Here is a 15,859-nt window from a genome sequence, read left to right on the forward strand (position 1 = left end):
AATTTTAATCGCGCAATGCCCGTGATGCGATTGCGCCCAGTTTGGCCGCAAGCACTTGATCTCGCTGCGAACGCGCAGTCATTATCGCCCCGTCCAGTGCATGATCTATCGGACTGGGCACGCGCTCGATCGGCAGAATTTCTGCAAGGCGCGCAATCGTTTCGCGCGCCAGCGCAGTATTCGCGGCCATGACTCGCAACACGTCCGCCACCTCGACATGCTCGCCCTCACGCCATGAATCATAGTCGGTGACCATGCCGAGCAAGGCATAAGGCAGTTCGGCCTCACGGGCGAGACGCGCCTCAGGCAGCGCGGTCATTCCGATCACATCGGCGCCCCACCCCCGGTACATCCGGCTCTCGGCGCGCGTGGAGAACTGCGGCCCCTGCATGGCCAGATAACACCCGCCCCGGTGGACCACAGCGCCTGCCGCTTCCGCAGCATTTGCCGCGAGCGCGGCAAGCCGCGCGCAGACCGGATCGGCCATCGAGACATGCGCCACCAGTCCATCACCGAAGAACGTGTCCACCCTGCCGTGGGTGCGGTCGATGAACTGGTCCACTGCAACAAAACTGCCTGGCGCAAGGTCCTCGCGCAGCGAGCCGATGGCGGAAATCGCCAGCACGTCGGTCACACCGCAGCGCTTGAGGACGTCGATGTTGGCGCGGGCGTTGATCTCGTGCGGCGGAAGGCGATGTCCCTTGCCGTGGCGCGGCAGGAACACGAAATCGATCTGCCCGATCCGCCCTATCGTAACAGGCCCTGACGGCTCGCCGAAGGGTGAGGAAACCGCGATTTCCTGCGCATCCTCCAACCCGGCGAAGTCATATAGTCCCGACCCGCCGATCACGCCGATGCGCCAGCGCGGCGCGCGCTCGTCAGCGCGCAAGAATGCCCGCCATCACGAAATCGAGCGTATGCTCGCGGTAGCTGTCGCGCAGTTCCTCGGTCAGGGTGTCCTGATCGAAACAGTGCCTCAGCACCAGCCGCGCCGAGAAGAACCGGTCGGCGGCGCCTGTCAGGGTGAAGTAGAACAACTGCGGATCGATCGGCCGGAAAACGCCGGCTTCGACGCCCTCGCCGATCAAATGTTTGTAGGCCCGGTGGAGCGGCAGAAGATACTGGTCGGCAATACGCTTCGCTTCGGCCTCATCGCTGTCACGCACCAGTCGCATCAGCAACCGATTGAGGTAGGGATAGGCGTAATAAGTGTCGATGCACTTGGAGATGTGTTTGCGCAGCTTCGCCTCGGGCGACATCTGGTCCTTGGCCACCAGCGCATCGACCGACTTGACGATCGTGTCCATGTCGCGATCGAGCAAGGCCTTGAGCAGCCCCGCCTTGTTGCCGAAATAGTATTTCACCAGCGCCGAATTGAGCCCGGACCGCAAGCTCAGTTCCGAAAGCGAAATGTCGACCACATCGCCCTCGCGCATGATGTTCGACGCGGTCTGCAACAGCAATTCGCGTGCGCCCGGCGTTTCGAGGCTTTCGGTCTTGTCCATTGCTGCGCTCATTCCCAGTCCGGCTCATCCCACCACGGATAAAACGACGGCATATCCGAAGAAACGCGCCCCGGGTAGCGGGGGGCACGTTTTTCGAGAAAACTGGCGACCCCCTCGGCCGCATCGTCACTGCGCGAAAGCGTATAGATGGCTCGGCTGTCAACCCGGTGGGCCATCATCGGGTGCGAAAGGCCTGGATTGTGCCACAGCATCGCGCGCGTCATCGCCACCGAAACTGCGCTGGTGTTGTCGGCAATTTCGCGCGCCAGGGCCACGGCAGCAGGCATCAGATCGGCAGGTTCATGCAGTGACCGGACCAACCCGCCGCGCAGCGCTTCGTCCGCATCGAAAACCCGCCCCGTCATGCACCATTCCAGCGCCTGGGACATGCCGACAAGGCGGGGCAGGAACCAGCTTGATGCGGCCTCGGGCACGATGCCGCGCCGCGCGAACACGAACCCGAACCGCGCGGTCGTCGACGCGAGGCGCATATCCATCGGCAATTGCATGGTCGCGCCAATGCCCACCGCCGCGCCGTTGATCGCGCCGATCACTGGCTTCTTTGAATGAAAGATCCGCAAGGTAAGTTTGCCGCCGCTGTCACGCACGCGCGGGTCGGACAGATCTTCAACCGCGTCGCCGCTGGAAAAGACATGCCGCCCATCATCGGGCGTAAGGTCCGCTCCTGCACAGAACGCGCGCTCGCCCGCTCCCGTCACGATCACCGCACGCACAGTGTCGTCGGCATCGGTGCGATCGAACGCATCGATCATCTCGGCCATCATCGTCGGCGTATAGGCGTTCATCTTTTCCGGGCGGTGCAGCGTGAGCGTGGCAATCCCGTCTGCGATTTCGAGCCTGATCTGCGTATAGCCGCCCAACGCATCTCTCCTGTGGATCGCGGGGGGAAGGGTCCACGCCCTTCCCGCTTCCGCCTCATTCAGATCAGCGCTTCAAGTCAGCGCGGTGCCATGCGGATCGCACCGTCCAGACGCACGTCCTCGCCGTTGAAATAGCTCGTTTCGATCATGCACATTGCGAGGTTCGCATATTCCTCGGGCATGCCCAGCCGCTTTGGGAACGGCACGGACGCGGCAAGTCCGGCGCGCACGTTCTCGGGCGCGGCGGCAAGGAGCGGCGTGTTGAAGATGCCCGGCAGGATCGTGTTGACGCGGATGCCCTCGGCCATCAGGTCGCGCGCAATCGGCAATGTCATGCCGACAACGCCGCCCTTCGACGCAGAATAGGCCGCCTGCCCCATCTGGCCGTCTTCAGCCGCAACCGACGCCGTGTTCACGATAGCCCCGCGCTCGCCAAACTCGTCGCACGGATCGAGCGTCAGCATGCCAGCCGCAGACTTGGCGATGCAGCGGAAGGTGCCGACAAGGTTGATCTGGATGACCAGATTGAACGCATCCAGCGGGAAGTGCTTGATCGAACCGTCTTCCTTCGACCGGCTGGCGGTCTTCACCGCGTTGCCGATGCCGGCGCAGTTGACCAGGACCCGCTCCTGCCCATGCGCCGCGCGCGCCTTGGCAAAGCCCGCATCGACACTCTCGTCGCTGGTCACGTTCACTTCGCAGAACACGCCGCCGATTTCGGCCGCCAAGGCCTCGCCCTTGTCCTTCTGCAGATCGAAAATGGCGACTTTCACGCCCTTGGCCGCCAGAGCGCGAGCGGTGGCTGCACCAAGGCCTGAGGCGCCGCCGGTAACCACGGCAGCCACGGTAGTGTCGAGCTTCATCAGATCAGTCCTCTCTTGAAATCGTCAAATTCAAAGCGCTTCGATGATCGTGACATTGGCCACGCCGCCGCCCTCGCACATCGTCTGCAAACCATACTTGCCGCCCCGCGCGCGCAAGGCGTGAACCAGCGTCGCCATCAGCTTCGCGCCCGATGCCCCAAGCGGATGGCCCAGCGCAATTGCGCCGCCATTGACGTTGAGCCGGTCCGGATCTGCCCCGGTGTGCTTGAGCCACGCCATCGGCACCGAGGCGAAGGCCTCGTTCACCTCATAGAGATCGATGTCGGCAATCTTCAATCCAGCCCGCTGCAATGCGCGGTCGGTTGCGAACAACGGTTCTTCCAGCATGATCACCGGATCGCCCGCCGTGACAGTCAGGTTGTGAATGCGCGCCAGCGGGGTCAACCCGTGTGCCTTGAGCGCCGCCTCCGACACAACCAGCACCGCGCTCGAACCGTCGCACATCTGGCTGGCGGTGGCCGCTGTCAGCGCCCCATCAGGCTGGAGCAACTTGACCCCGGCAATGCTGTCCAGCGTCGCATCGAAGCGGATCCCCTCGTCCACAGTATGCAGCGCCGGGCCATCCGGCGTGTCGATCTCGATGCCCACGATCTCGTTCGCGAAAGCCTGCGCATGGGTCGCGGCAATCGCCTTGCGGTGGCTTTCCAGCGCAAAGCGGTCGAGATCGTCTTTCGAAAACCCGTGTTTTTTCACGATCATTTCCGCGCCCACGAACTGCGAGAACATGATCCCCGGATACTTATCCTCGAGCCCCGCCGACTTGTAGTGCCCCAGCCCCTCCTTCATGTGGAGCGTGGCGTTCGATCCCATCGGCACGCGGCTCATGCTTTCGACGCCTGCCGCGATGACCACATCCTGCGTGCCCGACATCACCGCCTGCGCGGCAAACTGGATCGCCTGCTGCGATGATCCGCACTGCCGGTCGATGGTCGCCGCAGGCGTCGATTGTGGCAGCAATTTCGATGCCAGCACGGCATTGCGCCCTACCTGCATCGATTGCTGACCGGCCTGCGTCACGCAGCCCATGATCACGTCGTCGACCGACGAAGGATCGATGCCGGAACGCGCAATAATCGCATCGAGACTGCGCGCGGCAAGATCGACCGGGTGCACCCCTGCAAGCCTGCCTCCGCGACGGCCGCCAGCCGTACGCACGGCTTCGACGATATAGGCACTTGCCATGACGGTCCCGACTCCTCCAACTTTGCTTTAATCAAACGATTAAGGGTGGCAAGTGCGCCGGTCAAGCAGACTTGTCGGATCGCCCCGCCGCCCGCATAAACGAGCGCGTGAGCAAGGAAGCCTCCCTGATCGAAGCGATGCGCGCGCTGGCCACGCACCCCGCCGCGCGCGGCCTTGCCGACGATTGCGCGGTTCTCGATTTGGGCGGCGAGGCGCTTGTGCTCACCCACGACATGATGGTCGAAGGCGTGCACTGGCTGCCGGGGCAGGACATGGCCGATGTCGCGTGGAAGCTGGTTGCCACCAATCTCTCGGACCTCGCCGCCAAGGGCGCGGAGCCGGTAGGCGTATTACTCGGCTTCACGCTGGGCGAGAGCGACGCGCGTTTTGTCGAAGGACTGGGTGAAGCACTCAAAGCCTTCAACGTTCCCCTTCTCGGCGGCGATACGGTCAGCGCCAATGGCCCGCGCAGTCTTGGCCTCACCGCGCTGGGCCGCGCCACGCACCGCCCGCCCCCAGCGCGCGCAGGCGCACGCCCGGGCGACACGCTCTGGCTGACCGGCCCGGTCGGCGGGGCCATGCTCGGCTTCGAAGCCCTGCGCGACGGCACGAGCGCCGACAGTACCGCTTTCCGCCGCCCGCTCCCGCGCCTTGCCCAAGGCAAAGCGCTCGCTCCGCTTGCCACCGCGATGATGGACGTCTCCGACGGCTTGCTGATTGACGCGGCGCGCATGGCGCAGGCGAGCAGCGTCACCTTTGCCATCGAAATGGCGGCCGTGCCCTTCCCCTCAGACCTGCCCATGAACCGCCGCGACGAGGCGATGCGCTGGGGCGACGACTACGAACTGCTGTTCACCCTCCCGCCCGACACGCAGCCACCGGTCCCGGCGTTCCGCATCGGCGTGGCCGAAGCAGCAAAGCCATCACCTGTTACGGTTGACGGGAACGCCGCCTCAGGCGCGCTGGGATATTCCCACAACTAGTCCCTTTGTTTCCCCTCTCTTGATGCACGTCATGGAAGGGCTTGCGAGCCGGAAATAAAGCTATAGCCTCTTGCCCGACCCGCGAACGACGGGGGACGGGCCATTCGTGGCACCGTGAATAAAGGGGGATGCCAACGTGAACCTAGTCGTACTATCGATATTACTCGGGTTACTGGCCATAGTTTATGGCTTCGTGACCAGCCGTCAGGTGCTCGGTGCATCTGCTGGCAACGCCAAGATGCAGGAAATCGCCGCCGCCATTCAGGAAGGCGCTCAAGCCTACCTGAAGCGCCAGTACACCGCGATTGCGGTGGTCGGCGTGGTCGTCGCCGTGATCATCGCCGCAACGCTCGGCACGATCTCGGCCACAGGCTTCGTGATCGGCGCCGTGCTTTCGGGGCTGGCTGGTTTCATCGGGATGAACATCTCGGTCCGCGCCAACGTCCGCACCGCAGCCGCTGCACAAACCGGCCTGCAGCAGGGACTGACGCTTGCCTTCCGCGCAGGCGCGATCACCGGCATGCTCGTGGCGGGCCTCGCGCTCCTCGCGATTGCGGTGTTCTATCACTACCTGACAGACATCGCAGGCTACACCGTGGGCGGCGATGACCGTACCGTGGTGGACGGCCTCGTCGCACTCGCTTTCGGCGCTTCGCTGATCTCGATCTTCGCGCGTCTGGGCGGCGGCATCTTCACCAAGGCCGCTGACGTCGGTGCCGATCTCGTCGGCAAGGTCGAGGCTGGCATCCCCGAAGACGATCCACGCAACCCCGCCGTCATTGCCGACAACGTGGGCGACAACGTCGGCGATTGCGCCGGCATGGCCGCCGACCTGTTCGAAACCTATGTCGTTACCGTGGGTGCCACGATGGTGCTCACCGCGCTGCTGCTCAAGGGTCTGGGCGATGCCCTTGCCCCGATGATGGCGCTCCCGCTGCTGATCGGCGGCGTGTGCATCGTGACTTCGATCATCGGCACCTACTTCGTCAAGCTGGGTAGCTCGAACAACATCATGGGCGCAATGTACAAGGGCTTCCTTGTCACCGCCGTGCTGTCGGTCGGCGCTATCTGGTGGGCCATCGACTATGCCCTGGGCGGCATGGAAACGCCGATGAGCTATACCATCATGGCCGACACGGTGACCTTTACCGGTCGCACGCTGTTCTATTGCTCACTGCTCGGTCTGGTCATCACCGGCCTGATCATCTGGATCACCGAATACTATACCGGCACCAACTACCGCCCGGTCCGTTCGATCGCCAAGTCGTCGGAAACCGGCCACGGCACCAACGTCATCCAGGGTCTGGCCATCAGCCTTGAATCGACCGCCATGCCAACGCTGGTGATCTGCGCAGGCATCATCGGCGCCTACCAGCTCGCAGGCCTCATCGGCATCGCCTATGCAGCCACTGCAATGCTTGCACTGGCAGGCATGGTTGTCGCGCTCGACGCCTATGGTCCTGTCACTGACAACGCCGGCGGCATTGCTGAAATGGCAGGGCTCGACGATTCGGTCCGGGAAAAGACCGACGCGCTCGATGCCGTGGGCAACACCACCAAGGCCGTTACCAAGGGCTATGCCATCGGTTCGGCCGGCCTTGCCGCACTGGTGCTGTTCGCAGCCTACACCACTGACCTTCGCGAATTCTTCCCGGATCTCGCGGTCAGCTTCAGCCTCGAAAACCCCTATGTCATCGTCGGGCTGCTGCTCGGCGCGCTCCTGCCGTACCTCTTCGGTGCGATGGGCATGACCGCCGTGGGCCGCGCCGCTGGTGACGTGGTGCTGGATGTGCGCAACCAGTTCCGCGACAATCCGGGTATCATGGCGGGCACGTCCAAGCCCGACTATGCCCGCACCGTGGACCTTGTCACCAAGGCCGCGATCAAGGAAATGATCGTCCCGTCGCTGCTGCCGGTGCTTGCGCCGATTGCCGTGTACTTCGTGATCACTGCCGTTGCAGGCCAGGCCAACGGCTTTGCCGCGCTTGGCGCACTGCTCTTGGGTGTGATCGTCGGCGGTCTGTTCGTTGCCATCTCGATGACCTCGGGCGGCGGCGCATGGGATAACGCCAAGAAGTACATCGAAGACGGCCACCACGGCGGCAAGGGCAGTGAAGCCCACAAGGCTGCCGTGACCGGCGATACCGTCGGCGATCCCTACAAGGATACGGCAGGGCCTGCCGTCAATCCGATGATCAAGATCACCAACATCGTCGCACTGCTTCTGCTCGCGGCACTTGCGGCCCACGCAGCAGGCTAAACCCGCTCGCGGTCCCGAACATCTGGGAAAAGGAAACCCCGGCCGGAGAAATCCGGGCGGGGTTTTCCTTTGGGCGACCCTACCTTTTTCATCGCTGTTAACCGAGTTTTCGCGCCTTGGTCGTAAGCCCGCAGGCGGAGACCCGATCGTTGAACGCCCCGCCCTTTATCCTGTCGCCCGCAGCGACGCCGCTCGCGCCGCCCGGCACGGTGCACGCACGCGCGCTACCATGGCACGCTTGGGCCGATGACGTGGGCCGGAGCCGGTGGCACGCACTGGCAGAGGCCGCCACCACGCCCAACCCGTTCTTCGAACCATGGTATCTCATCCCCGCGCTCGAATCCTTCGACGCCAAGGGCGCCGTGCAGCTTTTTCTCGTCGAATTGGGCGATGAGCTCGTGGGCCTGCTGCCGGTCGCGCCCATGCGCAAATACGGGCGCTGGCCCTTTCCGCACCTCGCGTCGTGGCTCCACGCGAACGCCTTTCTCGGCGTGCCGCTCGTCCGCGCAGGCTATGAAGCCCTGTTCTGGCAAGCACTTGCGGATTGGGCCGATACCAACCACGGCGCAGGCCTGTTCCTTCATCTCGCCGGGATGCCGCTCGAACAGCCGCTCACCCAGGCGCTGTTCGACTTGTGCCACGCGAGCAATCGCACCGCAGGCCTCGTCATGCGCGAACAGCGCGCGCTGCTCTTTTCCCCGCTTGGCCCCGAGGCGTATCTCGAACGCGCGCTGACTGGAAAAAAGCGCAAGGAATTGCGCCGCCAGCACACCCGCCTTTCCGAACAGGGCGACCTTGAATTCGAACGCCGCAGCGATGCGACCGGCATAGCGCCTTGGATCGACGCCTTCCTCCATCTTGAACGGACCGGATGGAAGGGCACGGCGGGCAGCGCCATGGCCTGCGCGCCTGAAACCGAAACGCTGTTCCGCAAAAGCCTCGAACAAGCCGCCACGCTCGGCAAGCTGGAGCGCCTCGCGCTGACGCTGGACGGCAAGCCCATCGCCATGCTTGCCAATTTCCTCACCCCGCCGGGCAGCTTTTCCTACAAGACCGCCTTTGACGAGGACTACGCACGCTTTTCGCCCGGCGTCCTGCTCCAGCGCGAAAACCTCGCCCTGCTGAACCGCGACGACATCGCATGGTGCGATAGCTGCGCCGCGCCCGATCACCCGATGATCGATAGCCTCTGGACCGAGCGCCGCCCCATTGGCCGCATTTCGGTGGCCATCGGCGGCACGCTGCGCCGCTCGCTATTCAACCTGCTGCTCAAGTTCGAACTCGGGCGCAACCCCACCGGACTCGACCGATGAACGACCTGACCGCCACGTTCGCAAACGCTGACCCTCTCGACGCCTTCGGTGCAGAATCGCGGAGCGCATTCGCCGCGTCCTACCCGGAAGTGCCGCACAAGCTGGCACACCACCTCGGCGATCATCCGTTGATGCAACTGGATGCGCTTGCCGCAATGGCCGAAGCGCTTCCCGACACCTCGGTCGAGTACAACCGCGCCAACCTCCCCATCGGCCTCAATGGCGAGAAAGCCCCCGCCAACGGCATCGGCATCGGTGAGACGATCCGCAATATCGCCACCACTGGCAGCTGGGCCGCGCTCAAGAACATCGAACAGATCCCCGCTTACAACGACCTGCTCATGGCGCTGCTGGCGGAACTGCGCCCGACGATCGAAGCGCGGACCGGCGCCATGCTCAAGCCACAGGGCTTCGTATTCGTTACCAGCCCGAACGGCGTCACGCCCTATCACTTCGACCCTGAGCACAACATCCTGCTGCAACTCATGGGCAGCAAGATGATGACCATGTTCCCCGCAGGCAATGCCACTTACGCCCCCGACGAAACGCACGAAGGCTATCACACCGGCGGCGGCCGCGAGCTTTTCTGGCGTGACGAACTGATCGCCGGCGGCCGCGAATGGACACTTTCCCCCGGCGAAGCGCTGTTCGTGCCGGTCATGTCACCACACTTCGTCAACAACGGCCAGGCTCCGTCCGTCTCGCTCTCGATCACCTGGCGATCCGAATGGAGCTTCGCCGAAGCCGACGCCCGCGCGTTTAATGGCTTGTTGCGCAAGGCCGGGCTCAAGCCCCGCCCGCCCGGCAGATGGCCTGCGACCAACCGCGCCAAGGCCCTCGCATGGCGGTTGATCCGTCGGCTGCGCGGAACGCGCTGAACCATCCCGTTGACGTAAACGGCAAGTCGGTCCATCGAAGCACGATGACCGAGAATGAAGACCCTTCGCCCCAGCACCTCGTCGAACGCCTGCTTGCCCTACTCAACGTGCAGGACCATGGCGGCGACCGTTTCGAAGGCGCACGCAAGATCGGCGGTGTAGGCCGCGTATTCGGCGGTCAAGTCATAGGCCAGGCCCTCGCCAGCGCCGAACGCACTGTGGCAGACGACCGCCCCGTCCATTCGCTCCACGCCTATTTCCTGCGCGGGGGCAGCGAAGATCACGGAATCGACTTCAAGGTCGAGCGCGATCTCGATGGTGGGAGCTTCTCCAACCGCCGGGTCATTGCCAGCCAACTCGGCAAACCCGTGCTCAACATGATCGCCTCGTTCCACAAGCGCGAGGACGGGTTCCACCACGCCGAACCGATGCCGCATGTTGCGGGCCCAGATGACCTGGCCAGCGAAACGGACCTGCGCCGCCAATACATCGACAAGGTGCCCGAAGCGCGGCGACGGTTCATGCTGGAGCCTCGCCCGATCGAACTGCGCCCGCTCGAACCGCGGCACTGGATGGGCGGCGGCCCGCGCGAACCGGTGGCGCACACCTGGTTCCGTGCGGTCGCGCGCCTGCCCGACGATCCGCGCATCCACCGCGCCGTGCTGGCCTATGCCAGCGACATGACCCTGCTTGGCACCTCGACCCTGCCGCACGATCTCAGCTGGTCGAAGGGCAACATGATGGGTGTAAGCCTGGATCACGCCCTCTGGTTCCACGACGATTTCCGCGCCGACGAATGGCTGCTCTACGCTTGCGACAGCCCCTGGGCCGGGCGTGCGCGCGGCTTTAACCGCGGGCGAATCTACACGCAGGACGGCAAGCTGATTGCCGATGTCGCGCAAGAAGGCTTGATCCGCCCGATCACGCCCAAACCGGACGGCGCCTGATCAGGGCTTGGTGCAGATTTCACCATCGATGTGCGGTTGCGTCACCATCGCAAACACCACCCGGCCAAGCGCGGCCACGCTGACATTCGCCGAAAGGCTTTGCGCCACGCGCTCAAATCGCTGGCAATTCGCCGCGTCCGTCGCGCCCCCGCCATAGCGGTTGCCAAGCTTGGTCGAGTAAATGTCAAAGGCACGGCGCTCGCCCGCAAAAAAGGCACGCAGCCGCCTGTCGGCCGCCGCGAAAATCGAACGATGCGCAGTCAGCATCGCATCGTATCCCGGCGAAATGTCCAGCCCCGCGGCCTTGCAGCGCAACGACACCCCCATCATCATCGTCGCAAACTCATTGAGGCGTGCTGCGGTCAAGACTTCGGTATCAAGGCAGGCGCGCGCCTGTGCCGGTCCGGAAACGACCAGCCCCAGTAACGCCGCCAGAAGCGCGCAACGCCTCACTTGGCGGCCACTTGGGCACAGGGAACCAATGGAACCGCCATCAATGCATCGAACTGGCCGACCAGCGCTGCCTGACGGCTGTATGTCGTGGCGGCAACCTGTTGCTGATAGGCACTAGCCTCGGCAGCGATGACATTCATCGGCTGCGGATCGCGCGACAGCTGGAAGCTGTCATAGAAACGCTGCAGACTTTCCATATGCGCAATCGCAGCAGAATTGTTGGCGCGGGCAAGGTCCAGCACGGGCTTGTAACGCGTCTCATAGAAAGCATTGCGCTGCTCTGCCGAACAGAACGACGAAGGCAGGCTCAATTCAGGCACCGCCGACAGCGGCGGTCTGGATGGCAAGGCGAAGCCCTGCGACGCTGCGACCGGCAGCGTTCCCCCGCCCACTTCCTGCGACCGCGCCAGTTCGGTGAGCAGCGCCGCGTCGGAGGCGGTTTGCGAGGTGTTCAACACGGCGACAGTCTGCACAACGGCGGGCGTGGCCACGACGGGCGTGGCGGCAACTGGAGCAGGAGCCGATGCGACAAGCATCGGCTGCGGGGTGGCGGCTACGATCTGCGGAACGGCCACGGGCTGCGGCTGCGGCTGCGACAGGACAGGTTGAACCGGCGAAGTCTTGCGCAAGTTCGCCACCTTGGCTTTCGCAAGGCCGCTGAAAGTGCCCGCCGGATATTGCTGCAGATAGGCCTCATAGACCGCCGGATCATCGCTGCCAGTGACCGATTGCCAGAAAGTCAGTTCAAACTGCGTGCCGACGCCGGTTCCTGTTTCGGCAAGCGCAGGAACGGTGCTGCCGACAGCAACCGCAGCGCACGCGGCAATGACCATTTTGCGCAGGCGGCTCGCCGAGCGTCTCAAAAGAAGTCCCCCACTCCCGCGAATCTTCGCGAAAACTTGTTTCCCGGATAACAGGAATCACAGGGTTTCCTCAAGTTCCGACAAACGGAAATGGTTACAGCGTTGGAAAGCAAGACAAGAATGGATCCAAATCAGTGCAATAGTTCCACCATTCGTGATCCATGTTCGCGCCAGTCCAGCCCTTGCGCCTCCAGCCAACTATCGTCGTAATAGGTCTGGGCATAGCGCAATCCGGAATCGCACAGGATCGTGACGATCGATCCCGCCTGTCCCGCCGCTGCCATTTCCTGCGCCAGTTCAAGACAGGCGAAGATGTTGGTCCCGGTCGATCCGCCGACAGGCCGCCCGATCCGCGCAGCAATCGCGCGCATCGCCCCGATCGAGGCACCATCGGGCACCGCGATCATCCGGTCGATCACATCCGGCAGGAACGATGGTTCCACGCGCGGGCGTCCGATCCCCTCGATCAGGCAGCACGCGCCGTCCGGCGGAGCGGTCACGCTGCGGTCCGCATGGTGCCGGTGAAACACCGAGCCTTCCGGGTCAGCCACGCACAGCTTCGTCGGGTGCCTGCCATAACGGATGAACCGCCCCAGGGTCGCCGAAGTGCCGCCGGTCCCCGCGCCACAAACGATCCACGTCGGCACTGGATGATCCTCGCGCGTCATCTGCTGGAATATGGATTGCGCAATGTTGTTGTTGCCGCGCCAGTCGGTCGCGCGCTCGGCATAGGTGAACTGGTCAAGAAACAGCCCGCCCGCCTCAACTGCCAGCCGCTGCGCCGCAACATACATTTCCGCGGCGCTATCGACCATGTGCACATCGCCGCCATGAAAGCGGATCGCCTCGATCTTGGCAGGCGAGGTGCTGCGCGGAATCACCGCCACGAACTTCAGCCCGATCAGCCGCGCGAAATAGGCTTCAGACACCGCCGTCGATCCGCTCGTCGCGTCCACCAGCAGCGTGTCCGGCCCGATCCGGTTGTTGCACAGGCCATAAAGGATCAGCGACCGCGCCAGCCGGTGCTTGAGGCTCCCGGTGGGATGGACGCTCTCATCCTTCAGATACAGCGTGATGCCGGGAAACTTCGGCAATTCCACCCGGATCAGGTGGGTATCGGCAGACCGGTTGAAGTCCGCCTCGATCCGCCGCACCGCCTCATCAGACCATGCCCGCTGCCCGTCATCCATCGTGCCTCTCCTAACCGGAGGGATGATAGAAGTCATAGACGGTTTGCGCCACTGCCGCGCTCACTCCCGGCGCGCGCTGCAGATCCTCGAGGCTCGCCGCTCGCACTTTGCCCGCCGTGCCGAAGTGCAGCAGCAGCGCCCGCTTGCGCGCAGGGCCGATGCCGGAAATCTCGTCGAGCGGACTGGCTGTAATCGCCCGGCTGCGCTTGGCCCGGTGCGCGCCGATGGCAAAGCGATGCACCTCGTCGCGCATGTTCTGCAAATGGAACAGCACCGGCGAATTGACCGGCAGCATCTTCTCGCGCCCGTCGGGGAAGTGGAACACCTCGCGCCCGTCGCGCCCGTGATGCGGCCCCTTGGCAATTGAAATCAACGCCACATCCTCGATGCCGAGTTCGCCCAGCGCCTCCTTCACGGCGGACATCTGCCCCTTGCCGCCGTCGATCAGCACGAGATCGGGCCATGTGCCGTTCTCGCGGTCAGGATCGTCTTCCTGCGCCTTGCCAAAACGCCGGGTCATCACTTCGCGCATCATCGCAAAGTCGTCGTTGGTCTGCGCGGTCTTGATGTTCCACTTGCGGTACTGCGCCTTCACGAAGCCTTCCGGCCCCGCCACAATCATCGCGCCCAGCGCATTGGTGCCCTGAATGTGGCTGTTGTCGTAAACCTCGATCCGCTGCGGCACCTCGGGCAGATCAAGGAACTCCGCCATTTCGCGCATGACTTTGGCTTTGGTCCCGCTTTCGGCCATGCGCCGGTCGAGCGCCTCGACCGCGTTGCGCTGCGCCTGCTCCATCAGCCGCCGCCGATCCCCGCGCTGCGGCACCGAAACCTCGACCTTGCCGCCGGCCGCCTCGCACAGCGCCTCGGCCAGCAGATCCGCCTCAGGCAGATCGCGGTCCACAAGAATCAACCGCGCGGGCGGCACTTCTTCATAAAATTGCGCAAGAAAACTGGTCATCACCTCTTCCTCGCCCAGCCCTTCGGTATGGGTCGGGAAGAACGCGCGGTGGCCCCAGTTCTGGCCGCCGCGGATGAAGAACGCCTGCACCGCCACCTGCCCGCCCTTGTTGGCCATGGCGAATACATCGGCGTTGCCCACGCCCTCGGCGTTTATCGCCTGGCTGCCCTGGATGAACGTAGCCGCGCGCAAACGGTCGCGCATCATCGCCGCGCGCTCAAAATCGAGGTTCTCCGCCGCCGCCTGCATCTGCGTCTCTATTTCGCGCTGCACAGCGCCCGATTTCCCGCCAAGGAAATCTTTCGCCTGCCGCACCAGCTCACCGTAATCAGACTCGGTGATCCGGTCCACGCAAGGCGCGGAGCAGCGCTTGATCTGATAGAGCAGGCATGGCCGGTCGCGCCGCGCCATGAAGCCATCGTTGCAGCTGCGCAGCAGGAACAGCTTTTGCAGAGCGTTGATCGTCGTGTTGACGCTGCCCGCGCTGGCAAATGGCCCGTAGTAGTTGCCCTTGGCCTTGCGCGCGCCGCGATGTTTCTGGATGCGCGGGAATGCGTGGTCCGCGCGCAACAGGATGAACGGAAACGATTTATCATCCCGCAGCAGCACGTTGTAGGGCGGGCGGAAGCGCTTGATCAGTTGCGCTTCGAGCAGCAGCGCCTCGGCCTCGGAATTGGTCGTGATGATGGTCATCGACCGGGTCTGGCTGACCATGCGCCGCAGCCGGTTGGTCAGCCGGTCCACTTGCGTGTAATTGGCCACACGGTTCTTGAGCGCCCGCGCCTTGCCCACATAGAGCACATCGCCCCGCGCATCGAGCATACGGTAAACGCCGGGCTTGGGCTTCAGAGTGTTCACCGTATCGCGGATCACCGACACACCCTTGTCGATATCCGGCTGGTCCGCGCCGCGCACGGTGATCGACGCGCGATCCTCGTGGAAACGCTCGGTGTCGCGGTCAGGTGGGGAGTCGGGCTTGCGGGCCATGGCGTGATCAGCAGATAGTGCCTCTGCCCCCGCACGCAATGGCCGGGACGGGCATTTCCCCATCCCTGTCATCTGCGTCCTGCCTGCTGATCAGTGACTCATCCGTGTTTTCCCGCATGGTCCGTTTCGGCGGCATTAGCGTTGGCGAGCGCAAAGATCATGAATGCCCGGCAAACCATTCATCCCAAGCGCCCACCAACCGAGCACGGTCCGGCCCGGACGCCGCGCGGAATCGCGCGTGCGCCTGCACATCCCGGCGCGCCTGATCCTGCTCACCGGGGTGGTAAATTGCATGCTCGAAGACCTGTCGGTCACCGGCGCCGCGCTGATCCCGCAGGGCGAGCTTCCCCCCGTCGATGCTTCGGGCATCCTCCAATGCGAAGGCCTCGAAGTCTTTGGCGTGATCCGCTGGGCACGTTACGGGCGGTGTGGCATGCTGTTCGATGAGCGCTTGCCACTGGCCAACGTCATTTCCATGCGCCACATCGCCGATGCCTACGAACACAACGAACGCGAACGCTTCCGCCAGAGCGCCAAGGCGTGGGTCCAGGGCGGCATCCGCCACCTCTGAA

At 64.0% G+C, this 15,859-nt stretch carries 15 protein-coding genes; 6 read left to right on the forward strand and 9 right to left on the reverse strand.

From position 1 onward, the window contains the following. Positions 1-4: 4 nt before the first annotated feature. The 5 genes from mtnP to RM192_RS12545 all read right to left on the reverse strand — a co-directional run bounded on the left by mtnP (position 5) and on the right by RM192_RS12545 (position 4,452). Positions 5-889, reverse strand: a complete 885-nt coding sequence (mtnP, locus tag RM192_RS12525) for an S-methyl-5'-thioadenosine phosphorylase (protein ID WP_311507892.1) — start codon at positions 887-889, stop codon at positions 5-7. Beyond that, the gene (locus tag RM192_RS12530; RefSeq protein ID WP_311507893.1) at positions 879-1,517 is read right to left on the reverse strand and encodes a TetR family transcriptional regulator; all 639 of its coding nucleotides are present in this window, start codon (positions 1,515-1,517) and stop codon (positions 879-881) included. The genes mtnP and RM192_RS12530 overlap by 11 nt, the downstream gene beginning before the upstream one ends. Then, complete coding sequence (locus tag RM192_RS12535) at positions 1,514-2,386, reverse strand: crotonase/enoyl-CoA hydratase family protein (RefSeq protein WP_311507894.1); 873 nt, start codon at positions 2,384-2,386, stop codon at positions 1,514-1,516. The genes RM192_RS12530 and RM192_RS12535 overlap by 4 nt, the downstream gene beginning before the upstream one ends. Before the next feature lie 77 nt (positions 2,387-2,463). Next, positions 2,464-3,249, reverse strand: coding sequence for an SDR family NAD(P)-dependent oxidoreductase (locus RM192_RS12540; protein ID WP_311507895.1), 786 nt, complete (start codon positions 3,247-3,249; stop codon positions 2,464-2,466). A gap of 30 nt (positions 3,250-3,279) precedes the next feature. Beyond that, entirely contained in the window at positions 3,280-4,452 is a 1,173-nt protein-coding gene (locus RM192_RS12545; protein ID WP_311507896.1) for an acetyl-CoA C-acetyltransferase, read from the reverse strand. Between the two features lie 107 nt (positions 4,453-4,559). On the opposite strand from RM192_RS12545, the gene thiL reads away from it, so the two are divergent. From thiL to RM192_RS12570, 5 genes are all read left to right on the forward strand, one after another. Further along, positions 4,560-5,435: a thiamine-phosphate kinase gene (gene thiL / locus RM192_RS12550; protein WP_311507897.1), complete on the forward strand. Its 876-nt coding sequence runs from the start codon at positions 4,560-4,562 to the stop codon at positions 5,433-5,435. A 136-nt stretch (positions 5,436-5,571) separates the two neighbouring features. Then, positions 5,572-7,695, forward strand: a complete 2,124-nt coding sequence (locus RM192_RS12555; protein WP_311507898.1) for a sodium-translocating pyrophosphatase — start codon at positions 5,572-5,574, stop codon at positions 7,693-7,695. 149 nt (positions 7,696-7,844) lie between these two features. Next, a complete protein-coding gene (locus tag RM192_RS12560) occupies positions 7,845-9,008 on the forward strand; it encodes a GNAT family N-acetyltransferase (protein WP_311507899.1) in 1,164 nt (387 codons plus the stop codon). After that, positions 9,005-9,886 carry a transcriptional regulator gene (locus tag RM192_RS12565; protein ID WP_311507900.1) on the forward strand — a complete coding sequence of 294 codons (882 nt, stop codon included), beginning with the start codon at positions 9,005-9,007 and terminating at the stop codon, positions 9,884-9,886. Before RM192_RS12560 ends, RM192_RS12565 begins: the two co-directional genes overlap by 4 nt. A gap of 44 nt (positions 9,887-9,930) precedes the next feature. Next, positions 9,931-10,833 (forward strand): acyl-CoA thioesterase II, encoded by a 903-nt coding sequence (locus RM192_RS12570; protein WP_311508629.1) that lies wholly within the window; start codon positions 9,931-9,933, stop codon positions 10,831-10,833. Here RM192_RS12570 and RM192_RS12575 read toward each other — a convergent pair whose 3' ends face one another. From RM192_RS12575 to uvrC, 4 genes are all read right to left on the reverse strand, one after another. Beyond that, positions 10,834-11,286, reverse strand: coding sequence for a hypothetical protein (locus tag RM192_RS12575; protein ID WP_311507901.1), 453 nt, complete (start codon positions 11,284-11,286; stop codon positions 10,834-10,836). Then, a complete protein-coding gene (locus RM192_RS12580) occupies positions 11,283-12,119 on the reverse strand; it encodes a hypothetical protein (RefSeq protein ID WP_311507902.1) in 837 nt (278 codons plus the stop codon). Before RM192_RS12580 ends, RM192_RS12575 begins: the two co-directional genes overlap by 4 nt. Before the next feature lie 161 nt (positions 12,120-12,280). Further along, complete coding sequence (locus tag RM192_RS12585; RefSeq protein WP_311507903.1) at positions 12,281-13,339, reverse strand: PLP-dependent cysteine synthase family protein; 1,059 nt, start codon at positions 13,337-13,339, stop codon at positions 12,281-12,283. 10 nt (positions 13,340-13,349) lie between these two features. Continuing rightward, on the reverse strand, positions 13,350-15,287 hold the full coding sequence (gene uvrC, locus RM192_RS12590; protein WP_311507904.1) for an excinuclease ABC subunit UvrC: 1,938 nt from the start codon (positions 15,285-15,287) through the stop codon (positions 13,350-13,352). A 163-nt stretch (positions 15,288-15,450) separates the two neighbouring features. Between uvrC and RM192_RS12595 the strand changes: the two genes are divergently transcribed. After that, complete coding sequence (locus tag RM192_RS12595) at positions 15,451-15,858, forward strand: PilZ domain-containing protein (RefSeq protein ID WP_311507905.1); 408 nt, start codon at positions 15,451-15,453, stop codon at positions 15,856-15,858. Position 15,859: the final 1 nt, after the last annotated feature.

It is taken from the genome of Novosphingobium sp. MMS21-SN21R, assembly GCF_031846015.1.
Taxonomy (GTDB): Bacteria; Pseudomonadota; Alphaproteobacteria; order Sphingomonadales; family Sphingomonadaceae; genus Novosphingobium.

Excerpts from the sequence above, each read along its gene's own strand:
- RM192_RS12530 (WP_311507893.1), bottom strand. The coding sequence starts at position 1,517 with ATGAGCGCAGCAATGGACAAGACCGAAAGCCTCGAAACGCCGGGCGCA.
- RM192_RS12540 (WP_311507895.1), bottom strand. The coding sequence starts at position 3,249 with ATGAAGCTCGACACTACCGTGGCTGCCGTGGTTACCGGCGGCGCCTCA.
- RM192_RS12595 (WP_311507905.1), top strand. The coding sequence starts at position 15,451 with ATGCCCGGCAAACCATTCATCCCAAGCGCCCACCAACCGAGCACGGTC.
- RM192_RS12545 (WP_311507896.1), bottom strand. The coding sequence starts at position 4,452 with ATGGCAAGTGCCTATATCGTCGAAGCCGTGCGTACGGCTGGCGGCCGT.
- uvrC (WP_311507904.1), bottom strand. The coding sequence starts at position 15,287 with ATGGCCCGCAAGCCCGACTCCCCACCTGACCGCGACACCGAGCGTTTC.
- RM192_RS12565 (WP_311507900.1), top strand. The coding sequence starts at position 9,005 with ATGAACGACCTGACCGCCACGTTCGCAAACGCTGACCCTCTCGACGCC.
- RM192_RS12580 (WP_311507902.1), bottom strand. The coding sequence starts at position 12,119 with ATGGTCATTGCCGCGTGCGCTGCGGTTGCTGTCGGCAGCACCGTTCCT.
- RM192_RS12570 (WP_311508629.1), top strand. The coding sequence starts at position 9,931 with ATGACCGAGAATGAAGACCCTTCGCCCCAGCACCTCGTCGAACGCCTG.
- RM192_RS12585 (WP_311507903.1), bottom strand. The coding sequence starts at position 13,339 with ATGGATGACGGGCAGCGGGCATGGTCTGATGAGGCGGTGCGGCGGATC.